This window comes from Tardiphaga sp. 20_F10_N6_6, from assembly GCF_052076045.1.
Taxonomy (GTDB): domain Bacteria; phylum Pseudomonadota; class Alphaproteobacteria; order Rhizobiales; family Xanthobacteraceae; genus Tardiphaga; species Tardiphaga robiniae.
This window is the reverse complement of the sequence record NZ_CP197239.1, coordinates 2,224,745-2,248,625: the sequence shown is the minus strand read 5'-3', so window position 1 is coordinate 2,248,625 and position 23,881 is coordinate 2,224,745. Positions and strand designations below refer to the sequence as shown.

The following is a 23,881-nucleotide window of genomic DNA, read 5'->3' as shown; positions in this document are numbered from 1 at the left end:
GCGAGCTTCGCTACTGCCCGTAACTCTGTACCAGGCTGCCGGCCACCAGCGACCAGCCATCCACCAGCACGAAGAAGATCAGCTTGAACGGCAGTGACACCACCGCCGGTGGCAGCATCATCATGCCCATCGCCATCAAGACCGAGGCGACCACGAGATCGATGATCAGGAAGGGCAGGAACAGCAGGAAGCCGATCTCGAAAGCGCGCTTCAGCTCGGAGATCATGAAGGCCGGCACAAGGATGCGGAGCGACAGGTCGTCAGGCGTCGCTGGAACTGGCTCGCCCGACAAGTCCATGAACAGCTTGAGATCCTTCTCGCGCACGTTCTTCTGCATGAAGCCGCGCAGCGGAATGGATGCACGCACCAAAGCTTGTTCGACGGTGATGTCGTTGGAGATCAGCGGCTTGATACCGTCGTCATAGGAACGTTGCAGCACCGGTCCCATCACGAAAGCCGTAAGGAACATCGCCAGCGCGATGATCACCGAGTTCGGCGGAGCCGTCGCTGTACCCAATGCGGTGCGCAGCAGCGACAGCACGACCACGATGCGTGTGAATGACGTCATCATGATCAGGATCGACGGTGCGATCGACAGCACCGTCAACAACGCAATCATCTGCACCGCACGTTCGGTGACGCCGCCGCCACCGCCGCCGAGATTGATGCTGATGTCCTGCGCCATCGCGGGACCTGCGAAGGTCCCGGCGGCGATTAGAACAGAAAGGAAAAATACTCTACGCGGGAGGTTCGCCGAACTCACGAACTGGACTTTGGCCGTCCCAGCAGGGAGGCCATCTCGTCTTCGAGATTTTCAAAACCCGATTTGACCGGCGGGACGACGGGCGGCGCCTCCGCACGGGCAGGGCTGGCGATCGAGACTTCCGGCGACCGCGAAGCCGGACGGATCGATGGTGCCTCAGGCGCCACCGACGGAGCGCCGACCCGGGGCTCAGGCGCATCCTGACGGGTTTCGCCGGCAGGACGGCGCAAGGCTGCTTCGAGGCGCTGCGCCATATCGGCAAGGTTCTGATCGGCAGACGACACGGCGACTGCCGGAGCAGGAGGCGTAGGGGCTTGCGTCGGTACGGGCGGCGCAACGACCGGGGCGGGAGCCGGGGCAGCAACAACCGGAGCAGGCGGGGTCGGCGCTGCTGCGACGGGACGGTCCGGCGTGCGGGGTTGCGGCATGGTGCGGATCGGCGGATCGGCACGCATCGGGCGCGGCATCATCGGCTCGCTACGTGGCATTTCACTTCGCGGAATCGGCCGCTGCGGGAAAAGGTCGTTGCGTGGCGCCGGTTCGGGGCGCGGCGCAGGTTCCGGCGCGAGGCTGGCGACCGGATCGGGTCGACGCTCCGGCAAAGGCGCGGCCGGGCGGCGTGGCTCTTCGATAAAGGAGGGGCGCGCGGGGCGCGGCGCCGGCTCCGGCACATGCGGTTCGGAATCGAAGCCGGAGTCGTTGCTCTCTGCCCAGCTCGGAGCTTCAGGCAGCGACGGGCCGCGGCTTGCCACATCGGCGGCGAGGCCGCCGCGCTGGGGGGCCTGCTCACGGCCGGGTATGGCGCGGACGATATTGGGCTCGACGACGATGTCCGACGGGCCGCCGATCATCAGCAAATGTTCGACATTGTCGCGGCGGACCAGCACCAGACGGCGGCGGCCGTCCACGGCGGCGGCGTCGATCACCGCGAGCCGCGGCAAGCGCCCGCGGCTGGTGTTGTTGCCCAGCCGGTTGCCGGCGAATCGGCGCACCAGCCAGGCGGTAAGCCCGATCAGCGCCAGCACGACAACGAAGGCCAAGATAAATTGCACCGATGATTGCATCATAAAGTCCCCAGCCAGACAGGGTGGCTGCAACGTCCACGTCCAGAGCCGGAGGTGTCATACCCCCGCACGCCCCGCACGCAGCGTGAATCACGCCCCATCTGTTAACGCCCCACGGCAGAACCTGCCGTTGGTTAATAATAAACTATGAATCGCTGCAGCCAAAACGACTTCTGCCGCCCCGTCGTATGGCCGATGGGGATGGTTAATCGGCCAATTCAGGCAAAAAAGCGTTGGCATTTGCGAAAAACGTCAATTTTGCAGCATTCATTTACGGTTCGGTAACAAGTACCGCCGGAAATTAACTTCGTATTAACCATGCAGGCGGCAAATTCTGCCTAGCTCAGGACACTCCGTCCGGGCGGGCGGAGAAGGCCGATGGCGATCAGCGACATGCCGATGTTGTCGGCGCTGCGCACCAAGATGCAGTGGCATCAGGAGCGCCAGCGTGTGCTGGCCGAAAATATCTCGAATTCGGACACTCCGAACTTCCGCCCCCGCGATCTCGTGGAACCGAAATTCGACAAGGCCGGGAACACGTCCGTCACCGCGGGCGGTATGGGCTCGCTGCCAATGATGCGCGCCGCCGGCACCAACATCCTGCCGACCGGAGGCTCGGCCTCTTTCAACCAGAACAGCCGGGTCGGTTACGAGACCCGGCCCGCCGGCAATGCCGTCAATCTGGAAGACGAAATGCTCAAGGTCTCGGCCAATCAGATGGACTATGCCGCCGCGACCTCGCTCTACACCCGCAGCCTCGGTCTGTTGAAGACCGCTATCGGCAAGCGCTGACGCCGCCGCGCGCATAAAGGGAGCTCATCATGGCAGACGATATCAGCGACTTCTCGCGCTCCATGGGCATCGCGACCTCTGGTCTGCGCGCCCAGGCGGGTCGCATGCGGGTGATTTCGGAAAACATCGCGAATGCGCAGTCCACAGCGCAGACTTCGGGCGGAGACCCCTATCGCCGCAAGGTGCCGACCTTCAAATCCGAGCTGGATCGCTCGCTCGATGCCCGCATCGTCGGCCTGGGCCGCATCAGGCCGGATCAATCTGCGTTTCCCACGCGCTACGAGCCCGGCAATCCCGCGGCGGATGCCGCCGGCAACGTCAAGTACCCCAACGTGAACTCGCTGGTGGAAATGACGGACATGAAGGAAGCGCAGCGCTCCTATGAAGCCAATCTCAACATCATCAGCGCCACGCGCCGGATGATCCAACGCACGCTCGACATCCTCAAGGCCTGAACAGGACAGCTGAACCATGGCAACTCCCTCTGTCGCCGCCAATGCTTACTCGGCCCTCTCGCGCATCATGGACGCCGGCGGCGGCGCCGGTGGCGGTCTCAACAAGGCGGCGGACGCCGGTGGTGGTCAGTCGTTCGGCGCGGTCCTCAAGGACGCGCTGGGCAGCGTGCTCGATTCCGGCCGCAAGTCGGATGCGCAGACCATCGCAATGGCCAACGGCAAGGCCAATGTGATGGACGTGGTCACGGCAGTTGCGGAAACCGACGTCGCCGTGTCGACGCTGGTCTCGGTGCGCGATCGCGTCATCCAGTCCTACGAAGACATCATGAAGATGCCGATCTGATCCTCCTCATCACGAACACCGCGTAACACAAGGATTACTGCAATGACCGGCCCCGAAACTCTCGACGTTGCCCGTGATGCGATCTGGACGATTGTGATCGTGTCCGGTCCGCTGATGGTCGTGGGCCTCCTGGTTGGTGTCGTCGTGTCGCTGGTGCAGGCGCTGACCCAGATCCAGGAACAGTCGCTGGTCTTCGTGCCGAAGATTCTCGCGGTCTTTGCCACCATGATGCTGACGCTCCCGTTCATGGGGGACGCATTGTCGAGCTACATGTTGCGGATATCGTCGCGAATCATCGGGGGGTGATGCACAATCCCGTATGCGCATCGATGTCTCGCTTCTGCCCGCTCTCGCCGCTGCCTTCATGCTGGCCTTCGCCCGCATCGGTACGATGGTGATGTTGATGCCGGGCTTTGGCGAAACCAACATTCCAGCACGGGCCAAGCTGTCGATCGCATTGGGACTGACCCTTCTCATGCTGCCGGCGCATCGCGGCGCTTATAACGTCGATATGGGATCGATCGTGCCGATGCTGGTTCTGCTGGTGCATGAGATCATCATCGGCGTCGTGCTCGGCGCCACCGCGCGCGTCACGCTGTCGGCGCTGCAGGTCGCCGGATCAATCATCGCGCAGCAACTCGGTCTCGGCTTCGTCACCTCGGTGGATCCGACTCAGGGTCAGCAGGGCGTGCTGATCGGCAATTTTCTCACGATGCTCGGCATCACGATGCTGTTCGCCACCGATACGCATCACCTTGTGATCGCCGCCATTAACGACAGCTACAAGATTTTTGCGCCCGGCGAGATCATGTCGACGGGCGATGTGGCGAAGCTCGCGACCAATGCCTTCGCGGCGGCGTTCAAGATCGGCACGCAGCTTGCTGCGCCTTTCCTGGTGTTCGGCCTCGTCTTCAACATGGGGCTTGGCGTGCTGGCACGGCTGATGCCGCAGATGCAGGTCTATTTCGTCGGTGTACCGCTTTCGATCATGATCGGATTCCTGATCTTCGCCGTTGTGCTCGCGACCATGATGGGGACCTACCTCGAATACGTCACCGGCGTCATGCAACAAATGATGCCGCGGATATAGGGGCGCGCGGATGGCCGACGACGATTCCGAGAAGACACATGACCCCACGCAAAAAAAGCTCGACGATGCTCACGAACGCGGTGACGTAGCCAAAAGCCAGGAGGTCAATACCTGGTTCCTGCTGGCGGGCGCGACGCTGGTCTTGTCGACCTTCAACGGCTCGGTCGGCGGCGGCCTGCAAACGCCGCTTAAAAACCTTCTGCAAAATTCCTGGATGATACGGACGGACGGGCCCGGACTATTGCTGCTGGCCAAGAGCCTCTGCATGTCCATCTTGTCCACCATGGGCATGCCGATCCTGTTTCTCGTGATCGCCGCGCTCGCGGGCAATCTGATCCAGCACCGGCTCGTGTTCTCCACCGAAGGGCTGGTGCCCAAGTTCAGCAAGCTGTCGCCGATGGAAGGCGCCAAGCGCGTCTTCGGCAAGCAGGCGCTGGCCAATTTCCTGAAGGGGCTGTTCAAGCTCGTCCTGCTCGGCGCCGTGATGTGCGCGGTGCTGTGGCCCGAGCGGTTTCGTCTGGATGCGCTGATCCATATCGATCCGTCGGCGATCCTCGGCATCACCACATCGCTGACACTGCAGCTGATGGGTTCGGTGGTGGCGATGCTCGCCTTCGTCGCCATTGCCGACTTCTTCTTCCAGTACCGCACCTGGTACGAGAAGCTGAAGATGTCGCTGCAGGAAGTGAAGGAAGAATACAAGCAGTCCGAGGGCGACCCCCACATCAAGGGCAAGATCAAGCAGCTGCGTCAGCAGAACATGAAGAAGCGCATGATGGCAGCGGTGCCGAAAGCGTCGGTGATCATCACCAACCCGACGCACTACGCCGTGGCGCTGTCTTATGAGCGCGGTATGACCGCGCCGATCTGCGTCGCCAAGGGCGTCGACAACATCGCGCTGAAGATCAGGGAGGTTGCCGGCAAGCACGATATTCCGATCGTCGAGAACGTGCCGCTGGCGCGCGCGCTTTACGCCACCGTCGAGATCGACGAGGAAATTCCGGGCGAACACTACCATGCGGTGGCCGAAGTCATTGGCTACGTCATGGGCCTGAAGCGTGGCCTGTCCGGGCGTACGCCATGATTCGGGAAAGCGCCTGGCAAAGGGCCGGGCAAGGGGCCGGGAACGTGTTGCGAATCGGCGGATTGGAAGCGAATAGGCCGACGCGGCGCTTGCGTAAGGCCAGCCGATTGATGCACTCAGGAGGCGCGCAAACCCGCGCTGCCGCAACTGCCAACAGGCGACGAACCGTCCGATGACTGCCGAGACCGACCACGATCGCCAATCGATGACGGCGCAGAATCCGGTTCTGCACGAGCCGGCCCGGCGCAGCGGCAGCATCGTGCTGGTGCTGCTGATTGCCGCCGCGATCATCGCCTGCGCCGTGGCATTCATGACGCTCGGCCGCGCCCAGGCGCAGCCTTATATTTTGGGCCTGCTGGCGCTGCTGGCGATGGTCGGCCTGTTCGTGTTGTTCGCCTTTGCCGCCGGTATTGTCCGCTTTGCCGATCGCACCTCCGACGATCCGATCATGCGCACCGTGGCCGATCACGCCTTTGACGGTATCGCGGTCACCGATGCGCGGGGCCATGTGGTCTATGCCAATGCTGCCTATCTCACATTGACCGGTGCGGCCTCCGCGCAGGATGCGCGACCGGTCGAGCGCGTCTTCATCGGCAATCCCGACGTCTCCGAAGCCGTCTTCCGCCTGCTCAAGGCTGCCCGCGAGGGCAAGCGTCAGCAGGAGGAAGTCCGTGTCGCAGCGCCGGACGGCAGCCACGGCCGCTGGCTGCGCATGCGCGTGCGTCCACTGGGTGAGGGTAAGCGCGAAGCCAAATCCACGGTGTGGTCGGTGGCCGATATTTCCCGCGATCGGCAACGCCAGGAAGACGTGTTCCAGGAATTGCAGCACGCCATCGAATATCTCGATCACGCGCCTTGCGGCTTCTTCTCGGTCAATCCAAAGGGCGAGCTGGTTTACGTCAACGCCACACTGGCGAACTGGCTCGATCACGATCTTGCGGAGATCGGCTCCGGCGGTTTGAAGCTGACTGATATCGTCTCTGGCGACGGCGCCTCGTTGCTGACGTCGATTGTGCCGATGCCCGGCGAGGTCAAAACCGAAGTCTTCGACATCGACCTGCGCATGCGCAACGGCAAGACCATGCCGGTGCGGCTCTATCACAAGCTCGCTTTCGGCGCCGATGGGGTGCCGGGTGCATCGCGCACCCTTGTCATCAGCCGCGCCCGCGATGAGCGCTCGGATCCGCAGCGCGCCGCCGAAGTGCGCTTCATGCGCTTCTTCGACCATACGCCGATGGCGATCGCGACGGTGGATCGCGACGGCACCGTGGTGCGCGGCAATGCCCGTTTCGCCAAACTGGCGCAGAGCCTCAACACATCGGGCGCCGTCAACAAATCGATCCTGGCCGCCGTCAGCGACCGCGACCGCAATCAGCTCGTCGCGGCCATCGGCCACGCCGCCCAGGGGCAGGGCGATATCCCGCCGGTGGAAGCGCTGCTGGAAGGCGCCAAGGAACGCTGGGGACAGTTCTTCGTCACCGCCGTGGAGGAGAACGAGCGCGAGACCGAAGCCGCCATCGTCTACATGCTGGAGACCACCGAGCGCCGCACGCTCGAGAACCAGGTCAACCAGGCGCAGAAGATGGACACCATCGGCCAGCTGGCCGGCGGCATCGCGCACGATTTCAACAACGTGCTCTCCGCCATCATGATGGCCAACGACTTCCTGCTGAACGCGCACAAGCCGACCGATCCGTCGTTCCAGGACATCATGCAGATCAAGCAGAACGCGACGCGCGCGGCGACGCTGGTGCGCCAGCTGCTCGCATTCTCGCGCCGCCAGACGCTGCGCCCGACGGTGCTCAATCTTGGCGATGCGCTGTCCGATATCGATCTGCTGCTGAAGCGCCTGATCGGCGAGAAGGTCAAACTCGAAGTCGTGCACGGCCGCGATCTGTGGCCGGTGAAGGTCGACATCTCGCAATTCGAGCAGGTGATCGTGAACCTCGCGGTCAATGCGCGCGACGCGATGCCGGACGGCGGCGCGTTGACTGTGCGCACCGTCAACGTCTCGGCCGAGGAAGCCGGGCGACTGTCCTATAAGGGTATGCCGCCATCGGACTATGTGCGTATCGATGTCAGCGATACCGGCACCGGCATTCCCGCCGACATCGTCGAGAAGATCTTCGAACCGTTCTTCTCCACCAAGGATGTCGGCAAGGGCACCGGCCTCGGCCTCTCTACGGTCTACGGCATCGTCAAGCAGACTGGTGGTTTCGTCTATGTCGATTCCGAGCCCGGCAAAGGCACCACGTTCCGCATCTTCCTGCCGCGCCATCATCAGGAAAAGGAAGTCGCTCCCGATCCGGCGATCGCAGCCGCCGTCGCCGCCAAGGAAGCCGCTGCCGACGCCAAGCCACGTGCGGATCTGACCGGGCAGGGCACCATCCTACTCGTCGAGGACGAAGAGGGCCTGCGCGCGCTGAACGCCCGCGGTCTGCGCTCGCGCGGTTACACGGTGGTCGAAGCCGGCAACGGCGTCGAAGCGATGGAGCTGTTCGACGAGCAGAACGGCGCCATCGATCTCGTGGTCTCCGACGTGGTGATGCCGGAGATGGATGGACCGACGCTGCTGAAGGAGATGCGCGCCCGCAATGCGGATATTCGCATCATCTTCGTGTCAGGTTACGCCGAGGAAGCCTTCGAAAAGAGCCTGCCGGAAAACCAGCAATTCGCCTTCCTGGCCAAGCCGTTCGCCCTGAGCGCGCTGATCGCCAAGGTCAAGGAAACCATGGCACCGAATTAACGGAGCGCCGCTGGCAATACCATCCTGCCTTCTAATGCGCATTCACCCCGCAATGCAGCATAAGTGTTTGAAAGCAAGATGACTCTTGCGCCAAAGGTTCAATGACGAGCCGCGACCGAGGGCCGCAGCGTTTACCCTCGAACGGTGCTTCCCTTTTAGGCTGGGGTAGCCATGTTAGGGGTGTTTTCCCCCTGCCGGGGATTGAGGGAATGACCATGACTTTCACGTTCAGCATGCGCGGCGTCGTCAAGGCGATGGCCGTCGTCCTTTCGCTGGCGATGCCGCTCACAATTGCAATCTCCTCTGCCGACGCCCGCGTTGGCGGTGGCAGCAGCTCGGGCTCGCGCGGCAACCGCACGTTCTCGGCCCCGCCGAGCACGTCGACGGCGCCTAACGCGGCTCAGCCGTTCAACCGCACCATGCAGCAGCCGGGTTCGCCCGGCATGAACAGCGCGACCACGGGCGCAGCCAGCAAGGGCGGTTTCTTCAACCGTCCGGGCATGGGCATGCTCGGCGGCCTTGCTGCCGGCTTCCTCGGTGCAGGCCTGCTCGGCATGCTGTTCGGCGGTGGCTTGTTCAGCGGCCTCGGCGGCATCTCCTCGATCATCGGCCTGCTGCTGCAGGTCGGCCTGATCATCATCGTCGTCCGCCTCGCAATGTCCTGGTGGCAGCGTCGCAACCAGACGGCGTCGGCCTATGCCGGTCCGGCCAGCTCGGCCTATACCGGCCCGGCCAATGGTCCCGACCAGAACCAGGCACACATGAACCAGGCGCAGCAGGGTTATGGCGCACAGCCGACCCAGCGCAGTGGTCTCGGTGGCTTCGGTTTCGGCGGCTCGAACAATGACAAGCCGATCGAGATCGTGCCGCAGGATTACGAAGCTTTCGAGAAGCTGCTCAGCGACGTGCAGGCCGCTTGGTCTAACGAAGATGTCGAGAAGCTCGGCAAGCTGTCGACGCCGGAAATGGTGTCGTACTTCGCCAAGGACCTCGCCGAGAACAAGGCCCGCAACGACATCAACAAGGTGTCGGATGTGAAGCTGCTGCAGGGCGACCTGGCGGAAGCCTGGCGCGAAGGCGACACCGACTATGCGAGCGTCGCAATGCGCTTCTCGCTGGTCGACAAGACGCTGGAGCGCGGCACTAATCGCTTGGTGGCTGGTAGTGAAACGCCGATCGAAGCGACCGAGATCTGGACCTTCGTGCGCCCGCGCGGCGCCGATTGGGAACTGTCGGCGATTCAGCAGGCGTAAGCTTTGCGTCATCGAAATCGGACAAGCGCCGCGGATCATTCCGCGGCGCTTTTTGTTGGCCTCATGCGTGTGCATTGCCAAGCGATGATCTCAATAAGAGAGCGGGAATAATCCGCCGGATGACGTGTTGGTCAGTTGCGTCCCATCGCGACTGGCGTTGTGTGGCTACAAAAACAAATTGGAGGAATCGATGCCCATTATTCTCTCGACCATGACCCGTCTCGGCCTATGCGCCGGTGCGGTCGCCGTCTCGCTCGCAGTAACGTCGCCATCATTCGCGCAGGGCGCGGATACCAGCTTCTTCGTCACCAGCAACGGCATCGGCAATGGCGGCAATCTCGGTGGCCTCGCCGGTGCTGACAATCACTGCCAGACGCTGGCACAGGCTGCAGGCGCGGGCGCCAAGACATGGCGCGCTTATCTCTCGACGCAGGCCGCCGATGGCAAGCCCGCGATCAATGCGAAAGATCGCATCGGCAACGGGCCGTGGAAGAATGCCAAGGGCGTCGTCGTCGCCAAGGATGTCGCCGATCTGCATGGCGCCAGCAACAACCTCTCCAAGCAGACCTCGCTCAGCGAGAAGGGCGAGGTCATCAATGGCCGCGGCGATACGCCGAATCGCCATGACGTGCTGACCGGCTCGCAGGCCGACGGCACAGCCTTTGCCGCTGGTGAAGATCGCACCTGCAAGAACTGGACGAGCAGCACGCAGGGGGCGGCCATGGTCGGCCATATCGATCGTACGGGGTTGAACGAAGAGCCGCCGGCGAAGTCATGGAACACGTCGCATCCATCGCGCGGCCCTGATGGCGGCTGCTCGCAGAACGACCTGAAGAGCACCGGCGGTGACGGGCTGTTGTACTGCTTCGCGTCGAATTGAGTTCTATTGCGATAGACGAGCAGCAACACACTCCGCCATGGCCGGGCCTGTCCCGGCCGTGGCGCGTTTTGCGGCGGTAGCTGGACGACGGTGCGGAGTTCTCGCCGGACCAGCGCGGCGAACGAATTCCGCGGTGAGCAGTTACCCTGGCACCCCTGACGCGACATTTGGCGAGGTTCCGCATGCGATATGAGCTGTATTACTGGCCGACGATCCAGGGCCGCGGCGAATTCGTGCGCCTGGCGCTCGAAGATGCCGGCGCGGACTACCGCGATATGGCGCGTGGCAAGGGCGGCATGGCCGCAATGACGAGGATGCTCGACGGCAAGAAAGGCATTCCGCCATTTGCACCGCCATTCCTCAAGGCGGGCAATATGGTGATCGGCCAGACTGCCAACATCTTGTTCTATCTCGGCCCACGTCACGGTCTGGCGCCGAAGTCGGAAGCGGCGCGCCTGCAACTGCATGAGCTGCAACTGACCATCACCGATTTCGTCGCCGAGGTGCATGACACCCATCACCCGATCGGCGTATCGCTCTATTACGAGGATCAGAAAGGCCCGGCCAAAAAGCGCAGCGCTGAATTCCTGAAAGAGCGCGTGCCGAAATATCTCGGCTATTTCGAGCGGATATTAAAAGCCAGCGACGGCGCCTATGTCACCGGCCGCAAGGCGACCTATGTCGACCTGTCACTGTTCCAGATCGTTGAAGGACTGCGCTACGCATTTCCGAAACGCATGAAAAAATTCGAGCGGGAGATTCCGTGCCTGATCGATTTGCATGACCGCGTGGCGGCTCGCCCGAACATCAAGGCCTATCTCGACAGCGACCGCCGCATTGCCTTCAACAAGGACGGCATCTTCCGGCACTACAAGGCGCTGGACAAATAGCGCCGTGCAGCTCGCGTGGCGAGGTTACCAGAGCCCCGGACACAGACGATAGCGGACGCGCGTCGTATAGTCGGTGTAACCGGGGAGACCGTCCCTCAACGTACGCTCTTCGGCCGTCGTGCGCCATGCGAGCAGCACGGCCAGGATCAGCGTCAGCGCGGCACTCCACCACGAGCCAAGCCAGAGGGATGTGCCGAGGAAAAACAGGATAGCGCCGCTATACATGGGATGACGCACGAGATGATACGGACCGGTATCGATGACGTGCTGGCCGCGGTCGCGTTGAAGCTTGATGACCGGTGCGGCGAAACTGTTTTCGCGCAGTACCCAGAATGAGATTGCCATTCCCGTGAGTGCGAGTGCCGTACCCGCGACCTGGACGCCAACGGTCATTTGCGAAAGACCGAAGCGCTGATCCAGCCCCGCAACGATCAGCCAGACCAGTGCTACGGTAAAGAACGCCACCATGAAGACGCTGTCCGCTGTGGGCTGCCCCTGCTGTACCATGGGGCGCATGCGTTCTTCAAACAGTGCGGGATCGATCTGGATCAGCCATAGGCCGCCGCCAAGGCCGAGCAGGATCATGAAGAGCAGAAATGACCACGCCGCCGGCCATTGCCAGGTCCCGGCGGCGGTGAACAAAACGGCGCCGATCACGCCGAACCAGACCAGCGTACGTATCACGAGGCGAGCGATCATGTCGGGCCTCCTTCGGCCCGCATCCGATACCAGATTCGCGGCAGTGATGGGGCAGGCCTCGCGTCAACGCGACCGGCGGCTGGTCTCTGTCCGACGGTGCTGAGTTAAGCGAGCTGATCGATCCGGGTGCCCTGGCCGGGCGGCAGTGCTGCGCGCGGTGGGGGCGGCGCGGTGCGGCTGTCGTTGTCGTCGTTCTTCTTCGGCTCCGGCGGCTTTGCCTCGATCGGCTTTACCTCTGCGACCGGTGGTGCGCTGCTCACGCTTGAAACGCTCATTACAAATTCCCTGTTTCACAACTCTTGCAGTCGGACAATGGGGTGTGCGCCAACAAGGAGTTGGTAAATCAGGCGCTGCAATTTGCAGCAATCGGGGCGGATCGGAAACGGTGGTAAACGCGCCGTCCAGGACTTCACTACAATTGAAACGAAATACTCATTCGTCCTTGCCGCGGGAGATCGTGATGTTCGCCGATGTTTTGTTGCGGGTGCAGCGCAGGTCGAGCCGGCGATAGCGGAGCTTGACGTCATCGCCGCGGAAAATCCCCATGCGGCCGAGACATCGCGTGGTGCCCTTCACCGTATCCGATTTGGGGATCGTGAAGATGACGGCTGCCGCACTGGCGACGAGATCCGTGAAAGCCGGCGCCGGCTTGCGGGTCGCGGAGGCCGCATAGAGCTCGTTGCTGAAATTGCGACTGGCGCAGCCAAGCCGCAATTGTTTGGCCGCCGGATGCGACAGGTAGATCACATTGGCTGCGGTGCGCCCGACGCTGAGCCCGTCGATCTGGCTCTTGAGCTGCCGCGCGAGATCATCGCAGCGGTCGGCGCGGGCAGGCGAAGCGGCAAGGGTTACGGTGGCGAGCAGCGCCACAGCCGAAAAAATGCCGCGCAGGCGGTCGATGGACATTCCAGATTCTCCTCAATCCCCGGCCGCACTGAAACGCGGGACGCCACTTTATGCAAGGCGCGGCGGGCGCAGCCGGTTACTGCTGGAACGGGGGATTATCCCCGCGATTGCGGGCCTGTCCCCCTGTTTTGAACCCTTCAAAACTGTCCGGAAACCGCCTACAAGGGCCTCAAATCCCCTCCCTTTTTGAGGCCCCATCCATGAACGCTCCCACCGCTTTCCCTGATCCGAAGCCCGTCCCGCCCTACAAGCACACCCCGCTGTTTCCGCTGGGCGCGGACACCACCCCCTACAAGAAGGTCACCACCGAGGGCGTGCGGGTCGAGAAGGTACTGGGCAGGGACATGCTGGTGGTGTCGCGGGATGCGCTGAAGGCGCTCTCGGAGGCCGCGTTCGGCGACATCAACCACTATCTGCGCCCCGGCCATCTGCAGCAGCTGCGCAACATCCTGGACGACAGCGAAGCCAGCCCGAATGACAAGTTCGTGGCCTTCGACTTCCTCAAGAATGCGAACATCGCCGCAGGCGGCGTGCTGCCGATGTGCCAGGACACCGGCACCGCGATCATCATGGGCAAGAAGGGCTGTAACGTCATCACCGATGGCGACGATGAGGCGGCACTCTCGGAAGGCGCCCGCGACGCCTATCTGCGCCGCAACCTGCGCTATTCGCAGGTCGCGCCGCTGACCATGTATGAAGAGAAGAACACCGCCAACAACATGCCGGCGCAGTGCGAGATCTATGCCGAGGGCGACGACGCCTACAAGTTCATGTTCATGGCCAAGGGCGGCGGCTCCGCCAACAAGAGTTTTCTGTTCCAGGCGACGCCATCCGTTCTGACGAAGGATCGCCTGCTGGCCTTCCTGAAGGAAAAAATCATGACGCTGGGCACCGCCGCGTGCCCGCCCTACCACCTCGCCATCGTCATCGGTGGCACCTCGGCCGAGCTGTGCATGAAGACGGTGAAGCTCGCTTCCGCGCGTTACCTCGATGCGCTGCCCACGCAAGGTTCGTCGGACGGCAATGCGTTCCGCGATCTGGAGATGGAGCAGGAAATCCTCAAGATGACGCAGTCGTCCGGCGTCGGCGCGCAGTTCGGCGGCAAGTATTTCTGTCATGACGTCCGCGTCATCCGCCTGCCGCGTCATGGCGCGTCGCTGCCGATCGGCCTCGGCGTGTCGTGCTCCGCGGATCGTCAGGTGCTCGGCAAGATCACCAAGGACGGCGTCTATCTCGAAGAGCTCGAGCATAACCCCGCACAGTATCTGCCGCAGGTCGAGCAGGCGCTCGGCGGCGAGGTTGTGAAGATAGATCTCAACCAGCCGATGAAGGACATTCTCGCGACGCTGTCGAACTATCCGACCAAGACCCGCCTGTCGCTGACCGGCACCATGATCGTCGCGCGCGACTCGGCGCATGCCAAGCTGCGCGACCGGCTAGAGAAGGGCGAGCCACTGCCGGACTACTTCAAGAACCACCCGGTCTATTACGCCGGTCCCGCCAAGACGCCCGAAGGCTATGCCTCCGGCGCGTTCGGCCCGACCACGGCCGGCCGCATGGATAGCTTCGTCGACCAGTTCCAGGCGGCGGGCGGTTCGATGGTGATGGTTGCCAAGGGCAATCGCGCCGTTGCGGTGCGCGAGGCCTGCAAGAAGCATGGCGGCTTCTATCTCGGCTCGATCGGCGGCTCGGCGGCAAACCTCGCCGAACACTGCATCAAGAAAGTCGAGGTGGTCGAGTATCCCGAACTCGGCATGGAAGCGATCTGGCGCATCGACGTCGTGGATTTCCCGGCCTTCATCATTATCGATGACAAGGGCAACGACTTCTTCAAGGAATTGAACCTCGGTTGATGCTGCGACCTCTTGGCGTCATGGCGAGCGCAGCGAAGCAATCCAGAAAGCTACAAGCGAAGACTGGATTGCTTCGTCGCAAGATGCTCCTCGCAATGACGGCTGAGAGGATGTCGTGACCTTCATTGGCCTCGATGGCTTCGGCAAAGGCTGGGTCGCCGTCACACTCGACGGCGACCGGCGCTCCATCGATTTTATCAGCGATATCTCCTGGCTTGCGACGCAGCGCTTTGCCCGTGCGGCCATCGATATTCCCATCGGCCTCGGCGATGACGGTGTGCGGTGCTGCGATCAGCTGGCGCGCAAGAAGCTCAGCCCCCACGGTTCGCGCGTATTCTCCGGCGGACGTCGCTGGCTGTGGCAGGACTTCACCGATCCCGACCTCGCCAACGCGGAGGCCGAGAGGCGCGGGCAGAAGAAAGTCTCGCGCCAGCTCTGGCATCTCGGACCGAAGATCATGGAGGTCGATGGCTTCGTGCTGGAGCACCGTGATCTCGATATCCGCGAAGCGCATCCTGAACTTGTCTTTCTCCGTCTGAATGGCGATGTGCCGCTGCCGTCCAAACATGCGGAGGAGGGGCTCGCGCTGCGTCGTCATCTGCTGATGGTGAACGGCTTCAGCGATCTCGACGACTGGCTGACCGGCAAGCGCACGCGCACCGGCGCACAGCGGGACGACGTGCTCGATGCGTGCGCGGTGGCGCTGGCGGCGCGCGATTGCGTGGGCTGTTTTCCGGAAGGCAATGTACCGCGCGATGCGCTGGGCATGCCACAGCAAATCTGGTTCTAGCTCAACTGCAATTCGTCACCTGGCTCGAGCATAGCCGTCGCCACCAGCCGCGCACGCCGTCGTGGCTTTCCACCAGCGCCCAGAAGCCGCTGCAAGCGAGAACGCGCTTGGGGCCGCCGTCGGCGCTGATCTCGCTGCCACCTTCGCCTTTGGCCGGTGTCCATTGCGCGTCCACATGCGGCGCCTGGAACAGTCCGCCCATCCGCGTGTCGCCATTGGCATATTGCGCGCCGACCTTGCTGGCCGCGACCCAGCCACGGCCGCTGTAAGGCTTCGGATGGTTGCGCGGATAGACGCTCTCGTCCTCATATTCCTTGCCGGGCGGCGTTGCGCCTTCGATCAGGAACCAGCCATCCTTGAAGCCGATGATGGAAAATTCCGTCAGCCAGCCTCCGTCAGGCACGTTCTCACCTTTGCTCTTGAATTTGTAGGGCGGCGGCAGAGTGCCGAGCACCTTGGCTTTCGTCGATGGCCCGGCGCGCACATTCAATCCGTTGGGGTCGCGGTCGGTCGACCAGCCATGGATATCGCAGGGAATGGCGCCATCCGGCAGCGTGCCGCGCGCCTTCAGCAATTCGGCGTGGAGTTGGCGATATTCCGCATCGTCATGCGCAGCGCTCAGTACACGCGGGATGTTGCTGTTCAGCGTGACGTCACGCGAGCGCAGCTCGGCTGACAGGGCGGTCAGCTTGCCGTCACTGCGTGCCAGCTTCGCCACCAGCATCTCGCCGGCATCGAATGCGCTTGCCGCTGTCTTCGGATCGTTGGCACCGGCTGGATAGATCGCGACATATCCGACCGGCGCCTGCGGATCGGACATGTCGACATGAAACGCCTGACCGGCCACGCGGTCCGGCGGCACGAAGGCACGGGCGCTCGCAAACCACTCCGGTGTCTCCTGCGATAGCAGCTCCGGCGGCGGCGTCACGGGTTGCGCAAAGGCGGTGCCGGAGGTGATGAGGCCGGCGATCAGGATGGCGATTCGGGTCATGGTTTTGTGTCGCGGCACCAGCGATTTGGTTCGACAAAACGCGACTCAGGCTTGCAGCGACCCCGCTGAATTTCGGTCCGTGCGCGGGACTCGATTCTCCGGTGACTCGCAAGGATGCGGAGGAAAAAGAAAAGCGGTGACGACTCAGGCGGCGCTGTTCCAATAGCGATCAGACTGCAGACGAATTTGAGGCCGCGCCATGTTGGATGCTCTGAAGCTGAATGTGACGGTGGTGACGTTGTTGGCCGCGGCCAGCGCGGTCAACGGGATCATGTTTTATCAGTATCTGTGACGAATTGTTCACATCGGCATGCGGCCTCTCCGCATCCGGTTTTTGTGTTTGAACCTTTTCGCCGGCCACGCGCCTCATCCCAGGGGTGGCAAACCGGAGTGTAACAGGTGAACAATTTTCATCTGGTCGTCGTCACTGCAGTTATGCTCGCAAGTCCGGCCGCGGCCCGCGCCCAATCCATCATTCACTCCGAACTGACCCGGACCACTTTGGTGGCATCTATCGATGCGACCGGTCGCACGACACTGACGGCGTCCGTGACCAGTGAACGCGGTGGGGGCGTCCCGGGCGGCATCGTCCGCTTTGTCGATGAGACGACGCTCATGGTGCTTGGCTGGGTCGATGTGGCCCATCCGTCGCTGGTGGTCCAGCGACTGCCGCCGGGTCCGCATCGCTTCCGTGCGGATTATATGGGGACGTCCAACTATCTGCCTGTCGTGGTGCAGCCGAGCCAATCCGCGGTGGTGGAGGAAACCATACGCGTCACGCCGGCGGTGGCGCTGTCGTCGTCCGAGAATCCTTGTCCGTCTGGAGCGGTGGTCACGTTGACGGCCGCGATTGCCGGCGGTGTTGGCATTCCGAAAGGTGCCGTCACCTTTCGCGATGGCGAGCAGGTTCTTGCGACCCATGTCGGCCTCGATCGCGCCGGCACGGCGTCGTTCACCACCTCGGCGCTGGCGGATGGCACGCGCTGGATCACGGCTGAATATGAGGGCGACACGGTTCATGCGCCCGCGGCATCGCCGCCGCTGACGGTGGATGTCGGAGTAGCCCGTTTGCGAAGCTCGCTGTTGCGTACGAGCGACTAGGCGCCCATCTGCGGCGCCGTCGCTGCAGCTGCGCGAAGCTTGCGGCCGACGATCACCCGGAACACGACATACTGGATCGCGAAGGCCAGCACCTTGGCGCCAATGGCCACGACCGACACATAGAACGCCCACAGTTTCATATCGCCGGTCATGGCCACAGCGACGACACCGGCGCCAAGCGCGAACATCAGCGCAGCCCAGGCATAGCCCGCAACGGTCACATATTCAGGGATCGTCTCGCTGACGATGGGTGGCAGGTAGCGCAGCATCCAGCCCTTGCGCAGCATGATCGCGCCGATGGCGAAATGTCCAATGCTGGGCTTGGCCAGCACGAAGCGCGGATCCTTGGTCAGCAGCGTCGCGCCGCCGAGGACGACAACCAGCGCGAGACTGGCATAGGTCATTACGTCGAGCCTCGAGCCCTTGACGCGGGCATAGACGAACTGTGCGACGGCACCCGCAATCGCCACGCAGGTTGCCAGCAGGACGTCACCGGTGACGAGGTAGAGCACCAGGAAGACGATGGTGGAGAAGAAATCCTGGCCAAGTTTGGCGAATACGTCCTTCATCGCAGTGCTCCCAATGCAGTCGAGATGGTCAGGCGTCGATTTGCAGGCGAAGTGGATCAGGGCTTCAGCGGTTCAGCCGGTTTCACTGCACCATATTTCGCGCGACGATACTGTGGGTACCATTTGGTGAAGGCAACGGCAGAGTTGCGAGCGGCAAAAGCCACCGCAAAGCCGATCCATAGCGGCAGCGAGGGCATGTAAATGATCAACATATCCGCCACCAGCATCAGCACAAATGCGCCGGCCCAGGCCCAGGTGAGGATGTAGTTCGCCTTCATGAAGCCGGGCAGCTTCAAGGTTTCGGCGTCGACCATCTCGCGGGCATATTGCAGCGTGAAGGGCAGGCGGATCGCCAGCGACAGCAGCACGATTGAGAGCAGGCCGACATCGACGGCGAGGCGGACGGCCACCGTGCTCCAATTGCCGTCGACCAGCGTGATGTAGCAGCCGAGCGCGCTGAAGATCAGCACCGAGCCTGCTGCGAGCATCTTCAGCGAGCCGCCGCGGATCACGTCCCAGACCACGATGCCGAGCGACAGCGCGGCTGCGGCGAAGAGGCTGATCGCGACCGATGACACCATCATCAGTATGGCGAAAGCACCGAACGGGGCGATGATGAGAAAGGAAGCCATGGCGTTTCCAGTTCGGGCTATCTTGACGTTGTGAAGGTGAGTTGCAGGCTCGCTTACGAGGTCGTCGCGTCGCTGCTCATTATCCTGCGATCATATGTCTTGTTGTGAGAGCGGGCAGACATTGCCGACCGGCGTGAAAACGTCATGAGAGGCCGAGGCGGCCGCGCCGGATGGTTCGATACCGACGAGTGTGGTCCCGGTCACAACCAGCACGAGGGCCAAGCTGCCCCAGCTTGCTGTCCGGGTCATCATGTCCGGCCTGCGATATGCGGTTCGTGCGAGAACGAACTGCGTAGCAGCGCTTGCGATGGCGACGGCAGTCGCGATCAGCACGTCTCCTGCGACCGCAAAGGTCGTGAAAAAGGCGATGGTGGAAAGGAAGCCGATGGCCAGCTTGGCGAGGACGTTGATCATGGCGTGGTTCCGCGCTTGTTGTCGAATGAGTACTTTTGTCGTTGTGCTTCAGGAGGCGGTGGCAGCCGTGCCGATCATGAGAAAGGACGCCATGCTGTTTTCCCGTCGCTCTATCTTTACGTTGTCAAGATTTCTTTTAGGTCTTGCCCGCGGACTCGTCAACAAAAATCTTTACACTGTCAAAATTATGTGAGCCGAGATCTTTAACTGTCATTGAATCAATAGTTTATAAGGAATCGACCCAGTTACCGTGAAAGCCCGCCGGTACCCGGTGACCGAGCTGGACGAGAGCGATCGGTCCCGCGGCGACATCGGTGGCATTGAACACTGCCAGATCGCTGCGGTTCTGCCGCGCGCGCCACACCACGGCGAGCAGCCAGCCATCGCCTTCGGCTGCATCCTTTCCGCGCGCGACGAAGACGGGCTCGGAGATGCTGTCGCCGAGCGGCAGCATATACTGGCCGAGCCTGACGCCGTCGCGCCAGACATGTGTGATCCCGGAAAAGGCGCTGCTGGCGCCCGGTGCCGGATTATCGCAGGCGTACCAGCCTTGCGTGCTGAGGAGGCCGGAGCGGCGCTCGTCGATGCGCGGGAATTCGCCGGTGACGTCGTCGAGATAGGTGCGGGTGAAACGATCGGTATTGGCTGACAGATCGAAGGTCCAGCGACAAAGTCGCGCGTTGGATTTCGCAGGATCTGTCGGCGAGCCGTCGGGATGCGTGAACAGCGGCGCTTCCTCGGACTGCATGACGTCGGCGATGATGCGGTCGCCTTCCTCCCACGCATTCATCACATGGAAGACGTAGCAGGCTTCGGCGCGAAACCACTTGATATCATCCGCACTGCCGCCGCGCTTCATCACGCCGACATAAGAGCCCTTGTCCGGCTCCCACGCATAGGGCGGGCGGCCAGACCGGGCGCGCTCCATGCTGCCAGCAATGGGCAGGATCGGAAACAGTAGGTGGTTCTCGGTGACGATGAAGTCATGCACCATGCTGGCATAAGGTGCGTCGAAACGTTCGAAGCGCGTCACGATGCCCGATGAATCGATCGCGCCGAACGAGATCGTCGGACTGAAGATTCCCCGGGCATTATAGCCGAAGAAAATCATCTCTCCGGTAACGGGATCGATCTTCGGATGCGCGGTGAACGGCCCGCCAATGCGTCCGCCATAGTTCTGATAGCCGAGCGTCTTCAGCGTGCCCGGTTCGATCTCGGTTGGCGCATGGCCTTCCTCCAGCGCGAGCAGGCGGCCGGCGTGAAAGACGATGTTGGTATTGGCCGCGCCTGAGTCATTGCCAAGCGAAGCGGGGGCATCCGGCATTTTCTGGCTGAAGCCGCGATAGAGCGCGCGGCCGGCATCGTGCTCGGCGAGAAATTTCGGCGTGTGGATCCAGCGATTGCGATAGCTCGCGCGGCCGTTCTCTATGTGAAAGGCATGCAGCATGCCGTCACCGACAAACCAGTGCGAGCCTTTGGTTTCGAATTGAGGATTGGGGCCGTTGCGGTAGAGCGTGCCGTTGAGCTCACGTGGCAATTCGCCGACGACTGTCAGGAATGGCGCGTCACACTCCATCGGGATCGGCGCAAGATTGTCATGAGCAGCCTCGATCGGGTCCAGCAGCGCCATCGTTGTCTCCCATGCTGTTATCTTTACGTTGTCTAGATTGCTAGATGTGAGCGGTCGGCCCGTCAAGCAAAATCTTTACAGTGTAAAAATGACGACCTATAACATGACCATGACGAAGCAGGCCAAGACCGCGAAACCGCGCGCCGTTCCGCAAGACCGCCGCAAGAAGGTCGCAGGAATTTCGCAAGCCAAGGGCGCGGCTAAAAAAACCGCCGGCGCCGAATCTCCCTATCATCACGGGGACTTGCACGGCGCGCTGCTGAAAGCCGCGGAAATCGTGCTGGAGCGCGATGGACTATCTGGCCTGACGCTGCGCGCCGTCGCCCGCGAAGCCGGCGTCTCGCATGCGGCTCCGACGCATCACTTCGGTGATCTCACCGGCCTCGTCAGCGAACTCGCCGCCGTCGGTTTTCGCAACTTCAACGCCACAATGACTGCGGCTGGTGCGAGCGGCACGACGCCGCTCGAAAGCGCGCTCGCCCGCGCCAAGGCCTATCTCGCTTATGCACGTGCGCAGCCCGGTATGTATCAGCTGATGTTTCGTACCGAGCGGCTCGACATGACGCGGCCGAATCTGCGCGAGGCAGCCAATGCATCCTTCGCCGGTCTTGCCAGCGTGGTCGGTGCACATCATCCGGGCAATGTCGCGACCGATGCGCTGACCATCGAGCAGGCCGCACAGATCGCGCGGACATGGTCGCTGGTGCATGGTTTCACCATGCTGACCCTCGATGGCCGCCTCACTGACATCCTGCGCCGCTTACCCGATGGCACCGACGCAGAGAAGCTGTTCGTCGAGATGCTGAAGATCACCGTCGCCAGGGCCATGGAGGCGCCGAAGTAGCGAAACTCTTTGCCGTGCGGCGTTGTTGCGCATGGCGAAGTCAGCAACAAAGAAGACGACGAAGAAATCAGCCAAAAAGGCGGTGAAGAAAATCGCCAAGAAAAAAACAACTAAAAAGACTGCCAAGAAGAAAACAGCGAAAAAGAAGGCCACCAAAAAGCGCGCAAGGTTGCCGAGAAAGACCCCAAGGGTGGTTTGACCGCAGCCGGCCGTAAGGCTTTTGCGAACAAGGATGGTTCGCATCTCAAGCCCGGCGTGATGAAGAAGGCGTCGGAGATGACGCCCGTCGACATGCGCCGCAAGGGCAGTTGGGCCGTGCGCTTCTATGGCCGCGCCAAGTTGCCGCCGCTCGCCGATGCCCATGGCGCGCCGACACGGCGCGCGCTGTCCGCTCATGCCTGGGGCGAGCAGGTGCCGAAGACGATCGCGGCTGCGCGGAAGATCACGGCGAAGGGCGAGCGGCTGTTGGAGCGCTATCGGCATATTAGTGCCCGCGATTGATCTTGAAGTTGGCTCCTTGGACCATTGATACTGTAGGGCTGCTAATGTAGCGTCGTGGCAATCAACTTAAAGTTGATTGTTGCGGCGCTAGGATATCGACCCATGTTAGACGCCTCTCCCGAAGTTATTGCCAAGCTGGCCGATTTGGTGCGATCCGCCAGCTATAACGCAGCGTCATCACATCAGCCTGCATTTCTCGATTACTTGAAAGGCGCAACGGAATTCGTGACAGCGGTTGCTTGGCCCAGCGCTGCGGTCACTTGCGTATTTCTGTTTCGCCGGCAGCTGACCAACTTCATTGGTGATGTGGATAGTGTGAAGCTCTTCGGGGCCGAGATCTCGCGCAGAATTAATAAACAAATTGAGCAGTCGGCCAAAGAAGCCCAACAGAATTCCGGAATGAGTTCCGCGCCTTCAGCAGGCGAGCTAAGCCGTGCCATGGTTGTTAAGAGCCTAGCGTCAGATAGCAATATATCACTGATCAAGGAGCAGGCGGAGAAGCTTGCCGCAGAGTACCAGCGAGTACGGGACTCAATGTTGCCCGGAGACAATCGAACGCGTGCGATGGAAGTTGTCGTTTCGAAAATGCGCACTATAGGCCAGGCATTCTTTCCAGCGCGATACGAATTCTCCAATTCGTCGTCGCCGGGCAAGCGCCTAATGGTCATTGCAGCACTGCAGGTCGAATCCGATTATGATCTGCTGGATTGGCTGGCCGAAAGAGTCGGTTCTGAAAAACCGTTCTTACAGTATCACGCATTGGTATCGATTTTAATTGCGTTACGAGGAAGTAAGGCGTCTTCCTATTTGGGTGCGATCGAGGCAGCTGTTGGGAAGATTACTCAACTTGAGCTCACGTTCCATGGCGACGCTAGCAGGGTGCATACCCTCAAAGATATCCAACATGCTCTTTCATTATTGAAACCGGCGCCTAACTCATAGAACAGAAAAAGAGGCGTCCCCAGTAGTGCTTAGCGCGATGCCATCGCCAGTGCCGTGGCGCGGCCGTCGGTGCCGATCACGCTGACCTTGCCCGTGTTGCAATCGAAGCCGCGGGCAAGTTCGTCGGCCGCCTTGCGGGCCAGCTCGTTGGCCTGCGGATTGGCCGTCACGTCGATATAGGCGACGTGACAGACGGCGCCCGGCGGCAGCCGCGTCACCACCAGCATCTGCTTGGATTTTGGCCGGCCATTTTTCTCGGGATCATCGTTATCGGCGATGTGCCAGCGCTGGATCATGGCGAATGGTTTGCCGGCGATGGTGCGCCATTCGATGGTATTGGTCGTCGAATTGAACGGGCCGAAGCCCTGCGACGCTGCGGGCTCGCTGTTGGCGGCCGCAGCCGTGGTGCCGGCCGAAATGGTTTCGCGGAGATCATCTTCGTTCTTGAACACGACGAGGCCTGCGGGGCCCTTGCAGACCTGTTCTCGCGCATAGTCGTCGCCATCGATCTTGAAGTTGGAGACGCCGCGGCAATCCCTGTCGGCCACGGAGCTGTAGAGGCTGCCGATATTGTCGGCTGCGGCGAGCGACGTGGCGCCAAGCAGGATCGTTAGGGCGGCGGCGAGGGCGGGCAGGCGGGGCATTCAAG

Annotated in this window: 29 protein-coding genes; 18 read left to right on the top strand and 11 right to left on the bottom strand. The window is 62.0% G+C overall.

All coding sequences use genetic code 11. The annotated features are described in order from the left end of the window. Positions 1 to 10: 10 nt before the first annotated feature. Together fliP and AB7813_RS11020 are read right to left on the bottom strand one after the other, a co-directional pair. Positions 11 to 763: a flagellar type III secretion system pore protein FliP gene (gene fliP / locus AB7813_RS11025; RefSeq protein WP_439064487.1), complete on the bottom strand. Its 753-nt coding sequence runs from the start codon at positions 761 to 763 to the stop codon at positions 11 to 13. After that, positions 760 to 1,830, bottom strand: a complete 1,071-nt coding sequence (locus AB7813_RS11020) for a flagellar biosynthetic protein FliO (protein ID WP_439083078.1) — start codon at positions 1,828 to 1,830, stop codon at positions 760 to 762. Before AB7813_RS11020 ends, fliP begins: the two co-directional genes overlap by 4 nt. A 375-nt stretch (positions 1,831 to 2,205) precedes the next feature. On the opposite strand from AB7813_RS11020, the gene flgB reads away from it, so the two are divergent. The 10 genes from flgB (at position 2,206) to AB7813_RS10970 (ending at position 11,360) form a co-directional block, all read left to right on the top strand. Continuing rightward, on the top strand, positions 2,206 to 2,619 hold the full coding sequence (flgB, locus tag AB7813_RS11015; protein ID WP_093756616.1) for a flagellar basal body rod protein FlgB: 414 nt from the start codon (positions 2,206 to 2,208) through the stop codon (positions 2,617 to 2,619). A 29-nt stretch (positions 2,620 to 2,648) separates the two neighbouring features. After that, entirely contained in the window at positions 2,649 to 3,074 is a 426-nt protein-coding gene (gene flgC, locus AB7813_RS11010) for a flagellar basal body rod protein FlgC (RefSeq protein ID WP_089265171.1), read from the top strand. A gap of 16 nt (positions 3,075 to 3,090) precedes the next feature. Then, positions 3,091 to 3,417, top strand: coding sequence for a flagellar hook-basal body complex protein FliE (gene fliE, locus AB7813_RS11005; RefSeq protein ID WP_439083079.1), 327 nt, complete (start codon positions 3,091 to 3,093; stop codon positions 3,415 to 3,417). 42 nt (positions 3,418 to 3,459) lie between these two features. Continuing rightward, on the top strand, positions 3,460 to 3,723 hold the full coding sequence (gene fliQ, locus AB7813_RS11000) for a flagellar biosynthesis protein FliQ (protein ID WP_068735669.1): 264 nt from the start codon (positions 3,460 to 3,462) through the stop codon (positions 3,721 to 3,723). Between the two features lie 13 nt (positions 3,724 to 3,736). Continuing rightward, positions 3,737 to 4,507: a flagellar biosynthetic protein FliR gene (fliR, locus tag AB7813_RS10995; RefSeq protein WP_068735671.1), complete on the top strand. Its 771-nt coding sequence runs from the start codon at positions 3,737 to 3,739 to the stop codon at positions 4,505 to 4,507. A gap of 10 nt (positions 4,508 to 4,517) precedes the next feature. Further along, positions 4,518 to 5,591 (top strand): flagellar biosynthesis protein FlhB, encoded by a 1,074-nt coding sequence (flhB, locus tag AB7813_RS10990; protein ID WP_315843059.1) that lies wholly within the window; start codon positions 4,518 to 4,520, stop codon positions 5,589 to 5,591. Positions 5,592 to 5,763: 172 nt separating this feature from the next. Then, positions 5,764 to 8,337, top strand: coding sequence for a cell cycle histidine kinase CckA (gene cckA / locus AB7813_RS10985; protein WP_093756614.1), 2,574 nt, complete (start codon positions 5,764 to 5,766; stop codon positions 8,335 to 8,337). Positions 8,338 to 8,552: 215 nt separating this feature from the next. Beyond that, positions 8,553 to 9,590: a Tim44 domain-containing protein gene (locus AB7813_RS10980; RefSeq protein ID WP_439084211.1), complete on the top strand. Its 1,038-nt coding sequence runs from the start codon at positions 8,553 to 8,555 to the stop codon at positions 9,588 to 9,590. Positions 9,591 to 9,801: 211 nt separating this feature from the next. After that, on the top strand, positions 9,802 to 10,470 hold the full coding sequence (locus tag AB7813_RS10975) for a lectin (RefSeq protein ID WP_439084212.1): 669 nt from the start codon (positions 9,802 to 9,804) through the stop codon (positions 10,468 to 10,470). A gap of 182 nt (positions 10,471 to 10,652) precedes the next feature. Continuing rightward, positions 10,653 to 11,360, top strand: coding sequence for a glutathione S-transferase (locus tag AB7813_RS10970; protein ID WP_439083081.1), 708 nt, complete (start codon positions 10,653 to 10,655; stop codon positions 11,358 to 11,360). A 24-nt stretch (positions 11,361 to 11,384) separates the two neighbouring features. On the opposite strand, the gene AB7813_RS10965 is transcribed toward AB7813_RS10970, so the two are convergent. The 3 genes from AB7813_RS10965 to AB7813_RS10955 form a co-directional block, all read right to left on the bottom strand. Further along, positions 11,385 to 12,059 carry a methyltransferase family protein gene (locus tag AB7813_RS10965; protein WP_441228090.1) on the bottom strand — a complete coding sequence of 225 codons (675 nt, stop codon included), beginning with the start codon at positions 12,057 to 12,059 and terminating at the stop codon, positions 11,385 to 11,387. A gap of 104 nt (positions 12,060 to 12,163) precedes the next feature. Beyond that, positions 12,164 to 12,334 carry a hypothetical protein gene (locus AB7813_RS10960; protein WP_170849544.1) on the bottom strand — a complete coding sequence of 57 codons (171 nt, stop codon included), beginning with the start codon at positions 12,332 to 12,334 and terminating at the stop codon, positions 12,164 to 12,166. A gap of 157 nt (positions 12,335 to 12,491) precedes the next feature. After that, positions 12,492 to 12,965, bottom strand: a complete 474-nt coding sequence (locus AB7813_RS10955) for a hypothetical protein (protein ID WP_439064481.1) — start codon at positions 12,963 to 12,965, stop codon at positions 12,492 to 12,494. A 200-nt stretch (positions 12,966 to 13,165) separates the two neighbouring features. Between AB7813_RS10955 and AB7813_RS10950 the strand changes: the two genes are divergently transcribed. Next, the gene (locus AB7813_RS10950) at positions 13,166 to 14,818 is read left to right on the top strand and encodes a fumarate hydratase (RefSeq protein WP_439064480.1); all 1,653 of its coding nucleotides are present in this window, start codon (positions 13,166 to 13,168) and stop codon (positions 14,816 to 14,818) included. Between the two features lie 115 nt (positions 14,819 to 14,933). Next, the gene (locus AB7813_RS10945; protein WP_439083082.1) at positions 14,934 to 15,608 is read left to right on the top strand and encodes a DUF429 domain-containing protein; all 675 of its coding nucleotides are present in this window, start codon (positions 14,934 to 14,936) and stop codon (positions 15,606 to 15,608) included. 1 nt (position 15,609) lies between these two features. Here AB7813_RS10945 and AB7813_RS10940 read toward each other — a convergent pair whose 3' ends face one another. Next, positions 15,610 to 16,599, bottom strand: a complete 990-nt coding sequence (locus AB7813_RS10940) for an SH3 domain-containing protein (protein WP_439059319.1) — start codon at positions 16,597 to 16,599, stop codon at positions 15,610 to 15,612. 399 nt (positions 16,600 to 16,998) lie between these two features. Here AB7813_RS10940 and AB7813_RS10935 point away from each other — a divergent pair, with 399 nt between their 5' ends. Continuing rightward, the gene (locus tag AB7813_RS10935) at positions 16,999 to 17,700 is read left to right on the top strand and encodes an Ig-like domain-containing protein (protein WP_439059317.1); all 702 of its coding nucleotides are present in this window, start codon (positions 16,999 to 17,001) and stop codon (positions 17,698 to 17,700) included. On the opposite strand, the gene AB7813_RS10930 is transcribed toward AB7813_RS10935, so the two are convergent. The 3 genes from AB7813_RS10930 to AB7813_RS10920 all read right to left on the bottom strand — a co-directional run bounded on the left by AB7813_RS10930 (position 17,697) and on the right by AB7813_RS10920 (position 19,315). After that, on the bottom strand, positions 17,697 to 18,269 hold the full coding sequence (locus tag AB7813_RS10930) for an inner membrane-spanning protein YciB (protein WP_439059315.1): 573 nt from the start codon (positions 18,267 to 18,269) through the stop codon (positions 17,697 to 17,699). The two genes, AB7813_RS10935 and AB7813_RS10930, sit on opposite strands and share 4 nt — an antisense overlap. Positions 18,270 to 18,325: 56 nt before the next feature. After that, a complete protein-coding gene (locus AB7813_RS10925) occupies positions 18,326 to 18,901 on the bottom strand; it encodes a hypothetical protein (protein WP_439083084.1) in 576 nt (191 codons plus the stop codon). Positions 18,902 to 18,991: 90 nt separating this feature from the next. Continuing rightward, a complete protein-coding gene (locus AB7813_RS10920) occupies positions 18,992 to 19,315 on the bottom strand; it encodes a hypothetical protein (RefSeq protein WP_115029860.1) in 324 nt (107 codons plus the stop codon). Between AB7813_RS10920 and AB7813_RS10915 the strand changes: the two genes are divergently transcribed. Further along, positions 19,314 to 19,508: a hypothetical protein gene (locus tag AB7813_RS10915; RefSeq protein ID WP_439059311.1), complete on the top strand. Its 195-nt coding sequence runs from the start codon at positions 19,314 to 19,316 to the stop codon at positions 19,506 to 19,508. The two genes, AB7813_RS10920 and AB7813_RS10915, sit on opposite strands and share 2 nt — an antisense overlap. 33 nt (positions 19,509 to 19,541) lie before the next feature. On the opposite strand, the gene AB7813_RS10910 is transcribed toward AB7813_RS10915, so the two are convergent. Next, complete coding sequence (locus AB7813_RS10910; protein WP_441228089.1) at positions 19,542 to 20,945, bottom strand: carotenoid oxygenase family protein; 1,404 nt, start codon at positions 20,943 to 20,945, stop codon at positions 19,542 to 19,544. A 103-nt stretch (positions 20,946 to 21,048) separates the two neighbouring features. On the opposite strand from AB7813_RS10910, the gene AB7813_RS10905 reads away from it, so the two are divergent. The 4 genes from AB7813_RS10905 (at position 21,049) to AB7813_RS10890 (ending at position 23,232) form a co-directional block, all read left to right on the top strand. Continuing rightward, positions 21,049 to 21,789, top strand: a complete 741-nt coding sequence (locus AB7813_RS10905) for a TetR/AcrR family transcriptional regulator (protein WP_441228088.1) — start codon at positions 21,049 to 21,051, stop codon at positions 21,787 to 21,789. A gap of 31 nt (positions 21,790 to 21,820) precedes the next feature. Further along, the gene (locus AB7813_RS10900) at positions 21,821 to 21,988 is read left to right on the top strand and encodes a hypothetical protein (RefSeq protein ID WP_439064472.1); all 168 of its coding nucleotides are present in this window, start codon (positions 21,821 to 21,823) and stop codon (positions 21,986 to 21,988) included. Beyond that, complete coding sequence (locus AB7813_RS10895) at positions 21,985 to 22,290, top strand: DUF6321 domain-containing protein (protein ID WP_439064471.1); 306 nt, start codon at positions 21,985 to 21,987, stop codon at positions 22,288 to 22,290. Before AB7813_RS10900 ends, AB7813_RS10895 begins: the two co-directional genes overlap by 4 nt. 102 nt (positions 22,291 to 22,392) lie before the next feature. Further along, positions 22,393 to 23,232 (top strand): hypothetical protein, encoded by an 840-nt coding sequence (locus tag AB7813_RS10890; RefSeq protein ID WP_439083087.1) that lies wholly within the window; start codon positions 22,393 to 22,395, stop codon positions 23,230 to 23,232. Positions 23,233 to 23,261: 29 nt separating this feature from the next. On the opposite strand, the gene AB7813_RS10885 is transcribed toward AB7813_RS10890, so the two are convergent. Continuing rightward, positions 23,262 to 23,876, bottom strand: a complete 615-nt coding sequence (locus tag AB7813_RS10885; RefSeq protein ID WP_439064468.1) for a hypothetical protein — start codon at positions 23,874 to 23,876, stop codon at positions 23,262 to 23,264. Positions 23,877 to 23,881 lie beyond the last annotated feature (5 nt).

Coding starts and splice junctions, on each gene's coding strand:
- AB7813_RS10980 (WP_439084211.1), top strand. CDS start 8,553: ATGACTTTCACGTTCAGCATGCGCGGCGTCGTCAAGGCGATGGCCGTC.
- AB7813_RS10890 (WP_439083087.1), top strand. CDS start 22,393: ATGTTAGACGCCTCTCCCGAAGTTATTGCCAAGCTGGCCGATTTGGTG.
- AB7813_RS10975 (WP_439084212.1), top strand. CDS start 9,802: ATGACCCGTCTCGGCCTATGCGCCGGTGCGGTCGCCGTCTCGCTCGCA.
- AB7813_RS10965 (WP_441228090.1), bottom strand. CDS start 12,059: ATGATCGCTCGCCTCGTGATACGTACGCTGGTCTGGTTCGGCGTGATC.
- AB7813_RS10955 (WP_439064481.1), bottom strand. CDS start 12,965: ATGTCCATCGACCGCCTGCGCGGCATTTTTTCGGCTGTGGCGCTGCTC.
- AB7813_RS10950 (WP_439064480.1), top strand. CDS start 13,166: ATGAACGCTCCCACCGCTTTCCCTGATCCGAAGCCCGTCCCGCCCTAC.
- AB7813_RS10900 (WP_439064472.1), top strand. CDS start 21,821: ATGGCGAAGTCAGCAACAAAGAAGACGACGAAGAAATCAGCCAAAAAG.
- AB7813_RS10885 (WP_439064468.1), bottom strand. CDS start 23,876: ATGCCCCGCCTGCCCGCCCTCGCCGCCGCCCTAACGATCCTGCTTGGC.
- cckA (WP_093756614.1), top strand. CDS start 5,764: ATGACTGCCGAGACCGACCACGATCGCCAATCGATGACGGCGCAGAAT.
- AB7813_RS10960 (WP_170849544.1), bottom strand. CDS start 12,334: ATGAGCGTTTCAAGCGTGAGCAGCGCACCACCGGTCGCAGAGGTAAAG.
- AB7813_RS10970 (WP_439083081.1), top strand. CDS start 10,653: ATGCGATATGAGCTGTATTACTGGCCGACGATCCAGGGCCGCGGCGAA.
- AB7813_RS10925 (WP_439083084.1), bottom strand. CDS start 18,901: ATGGCTTCCTTTCTCATCATCGCCCCGTTCGGTGCTTTCGCCATACTG.
- fliQ (WP_068735669.1), top strand. CDS start 3,460: ATGACCGGCCCCGAAACTCTCGACGTTGCCCGTGATGCGATCTGGACG.
- fliR (WP_068735671.1), top strand. CDS start 3,737: ATGCGCATCGATGTCTCGCTTCTGCCCGCTCTCGCCGCTGCCTTCATG.
- fliE (WP_439083079.1), top strand. CDS start 3,091: ATGGCAACTCCCTCTGTCGCCGCCAATGCTTACTCGGCCCTCTCGCGC.
- AB7813_RS10915 (WP_439059311.1), top strand. CDS start 19,314: ATGGCGTGGTTCCGCGCTTGTTGTCGAATGAGTACTTTTGTCGTTGTG.
- AB7813_RS10905 (WP_441228088.1), top strand. CDS start 21,049: ATGACCATGACGAAGCAGGCCAAGACCGCGAAACCGCGCGCCGTTCCG.
- AB7813_RS10910 (WP_441228089.1), bottom strand. CDS start 20,945: ATGGCGCTGCTGGACCCGATCGAGGCTGCTCATGACAATCTTGCGCCG.
- flgB (WP_093756616.1), top strand. CDS start 2,206: ATGGCGATCAGCGACATGCCGATGTTGTCGGCGCTGCGCACCAAGATG.
- AB7813_RS10920 (WP_115029860.1), bottom strand. CDS start 19,315: ATGATCAACGTCCTCGCCAAGCTGGCCATCGGCTTCCTTTCCACCATC.
- flhB (WP_315843059.1), top strand. CDS start 4,518: ATGGCCGACGACGATTCCGAGAAGACACATGACCCCACGCAAAAAAAG.
- AB7813_RS10930 (WP_439059315.1), bottom strand. CDS start 18,269: ATGAAGGACGTATTCGCCAAACTTGGCCAGGATTTCTTCTCCACCATC.
- flgC (WP_089265171.1), top strand. CDS start 2,649: ATGGCAGACGATATCAGCGACTTCTCGCGCTCCATGGGCATCGCGACC.
- AB7813_RS10940 (WP_439059319.1), bottom strand. CDS start 16,599: ATGACCCGAATCGCCATCCTGATCGCCGGCCTCATCACCTCCGGCACC.
- AB7813_RS11020 (WP_439083078.1), bottom strand. CDS start 1,830: ATGATGCAATCATCGGTGCAATTTATCTTGGCCTTCGTTGTCGTGCTG.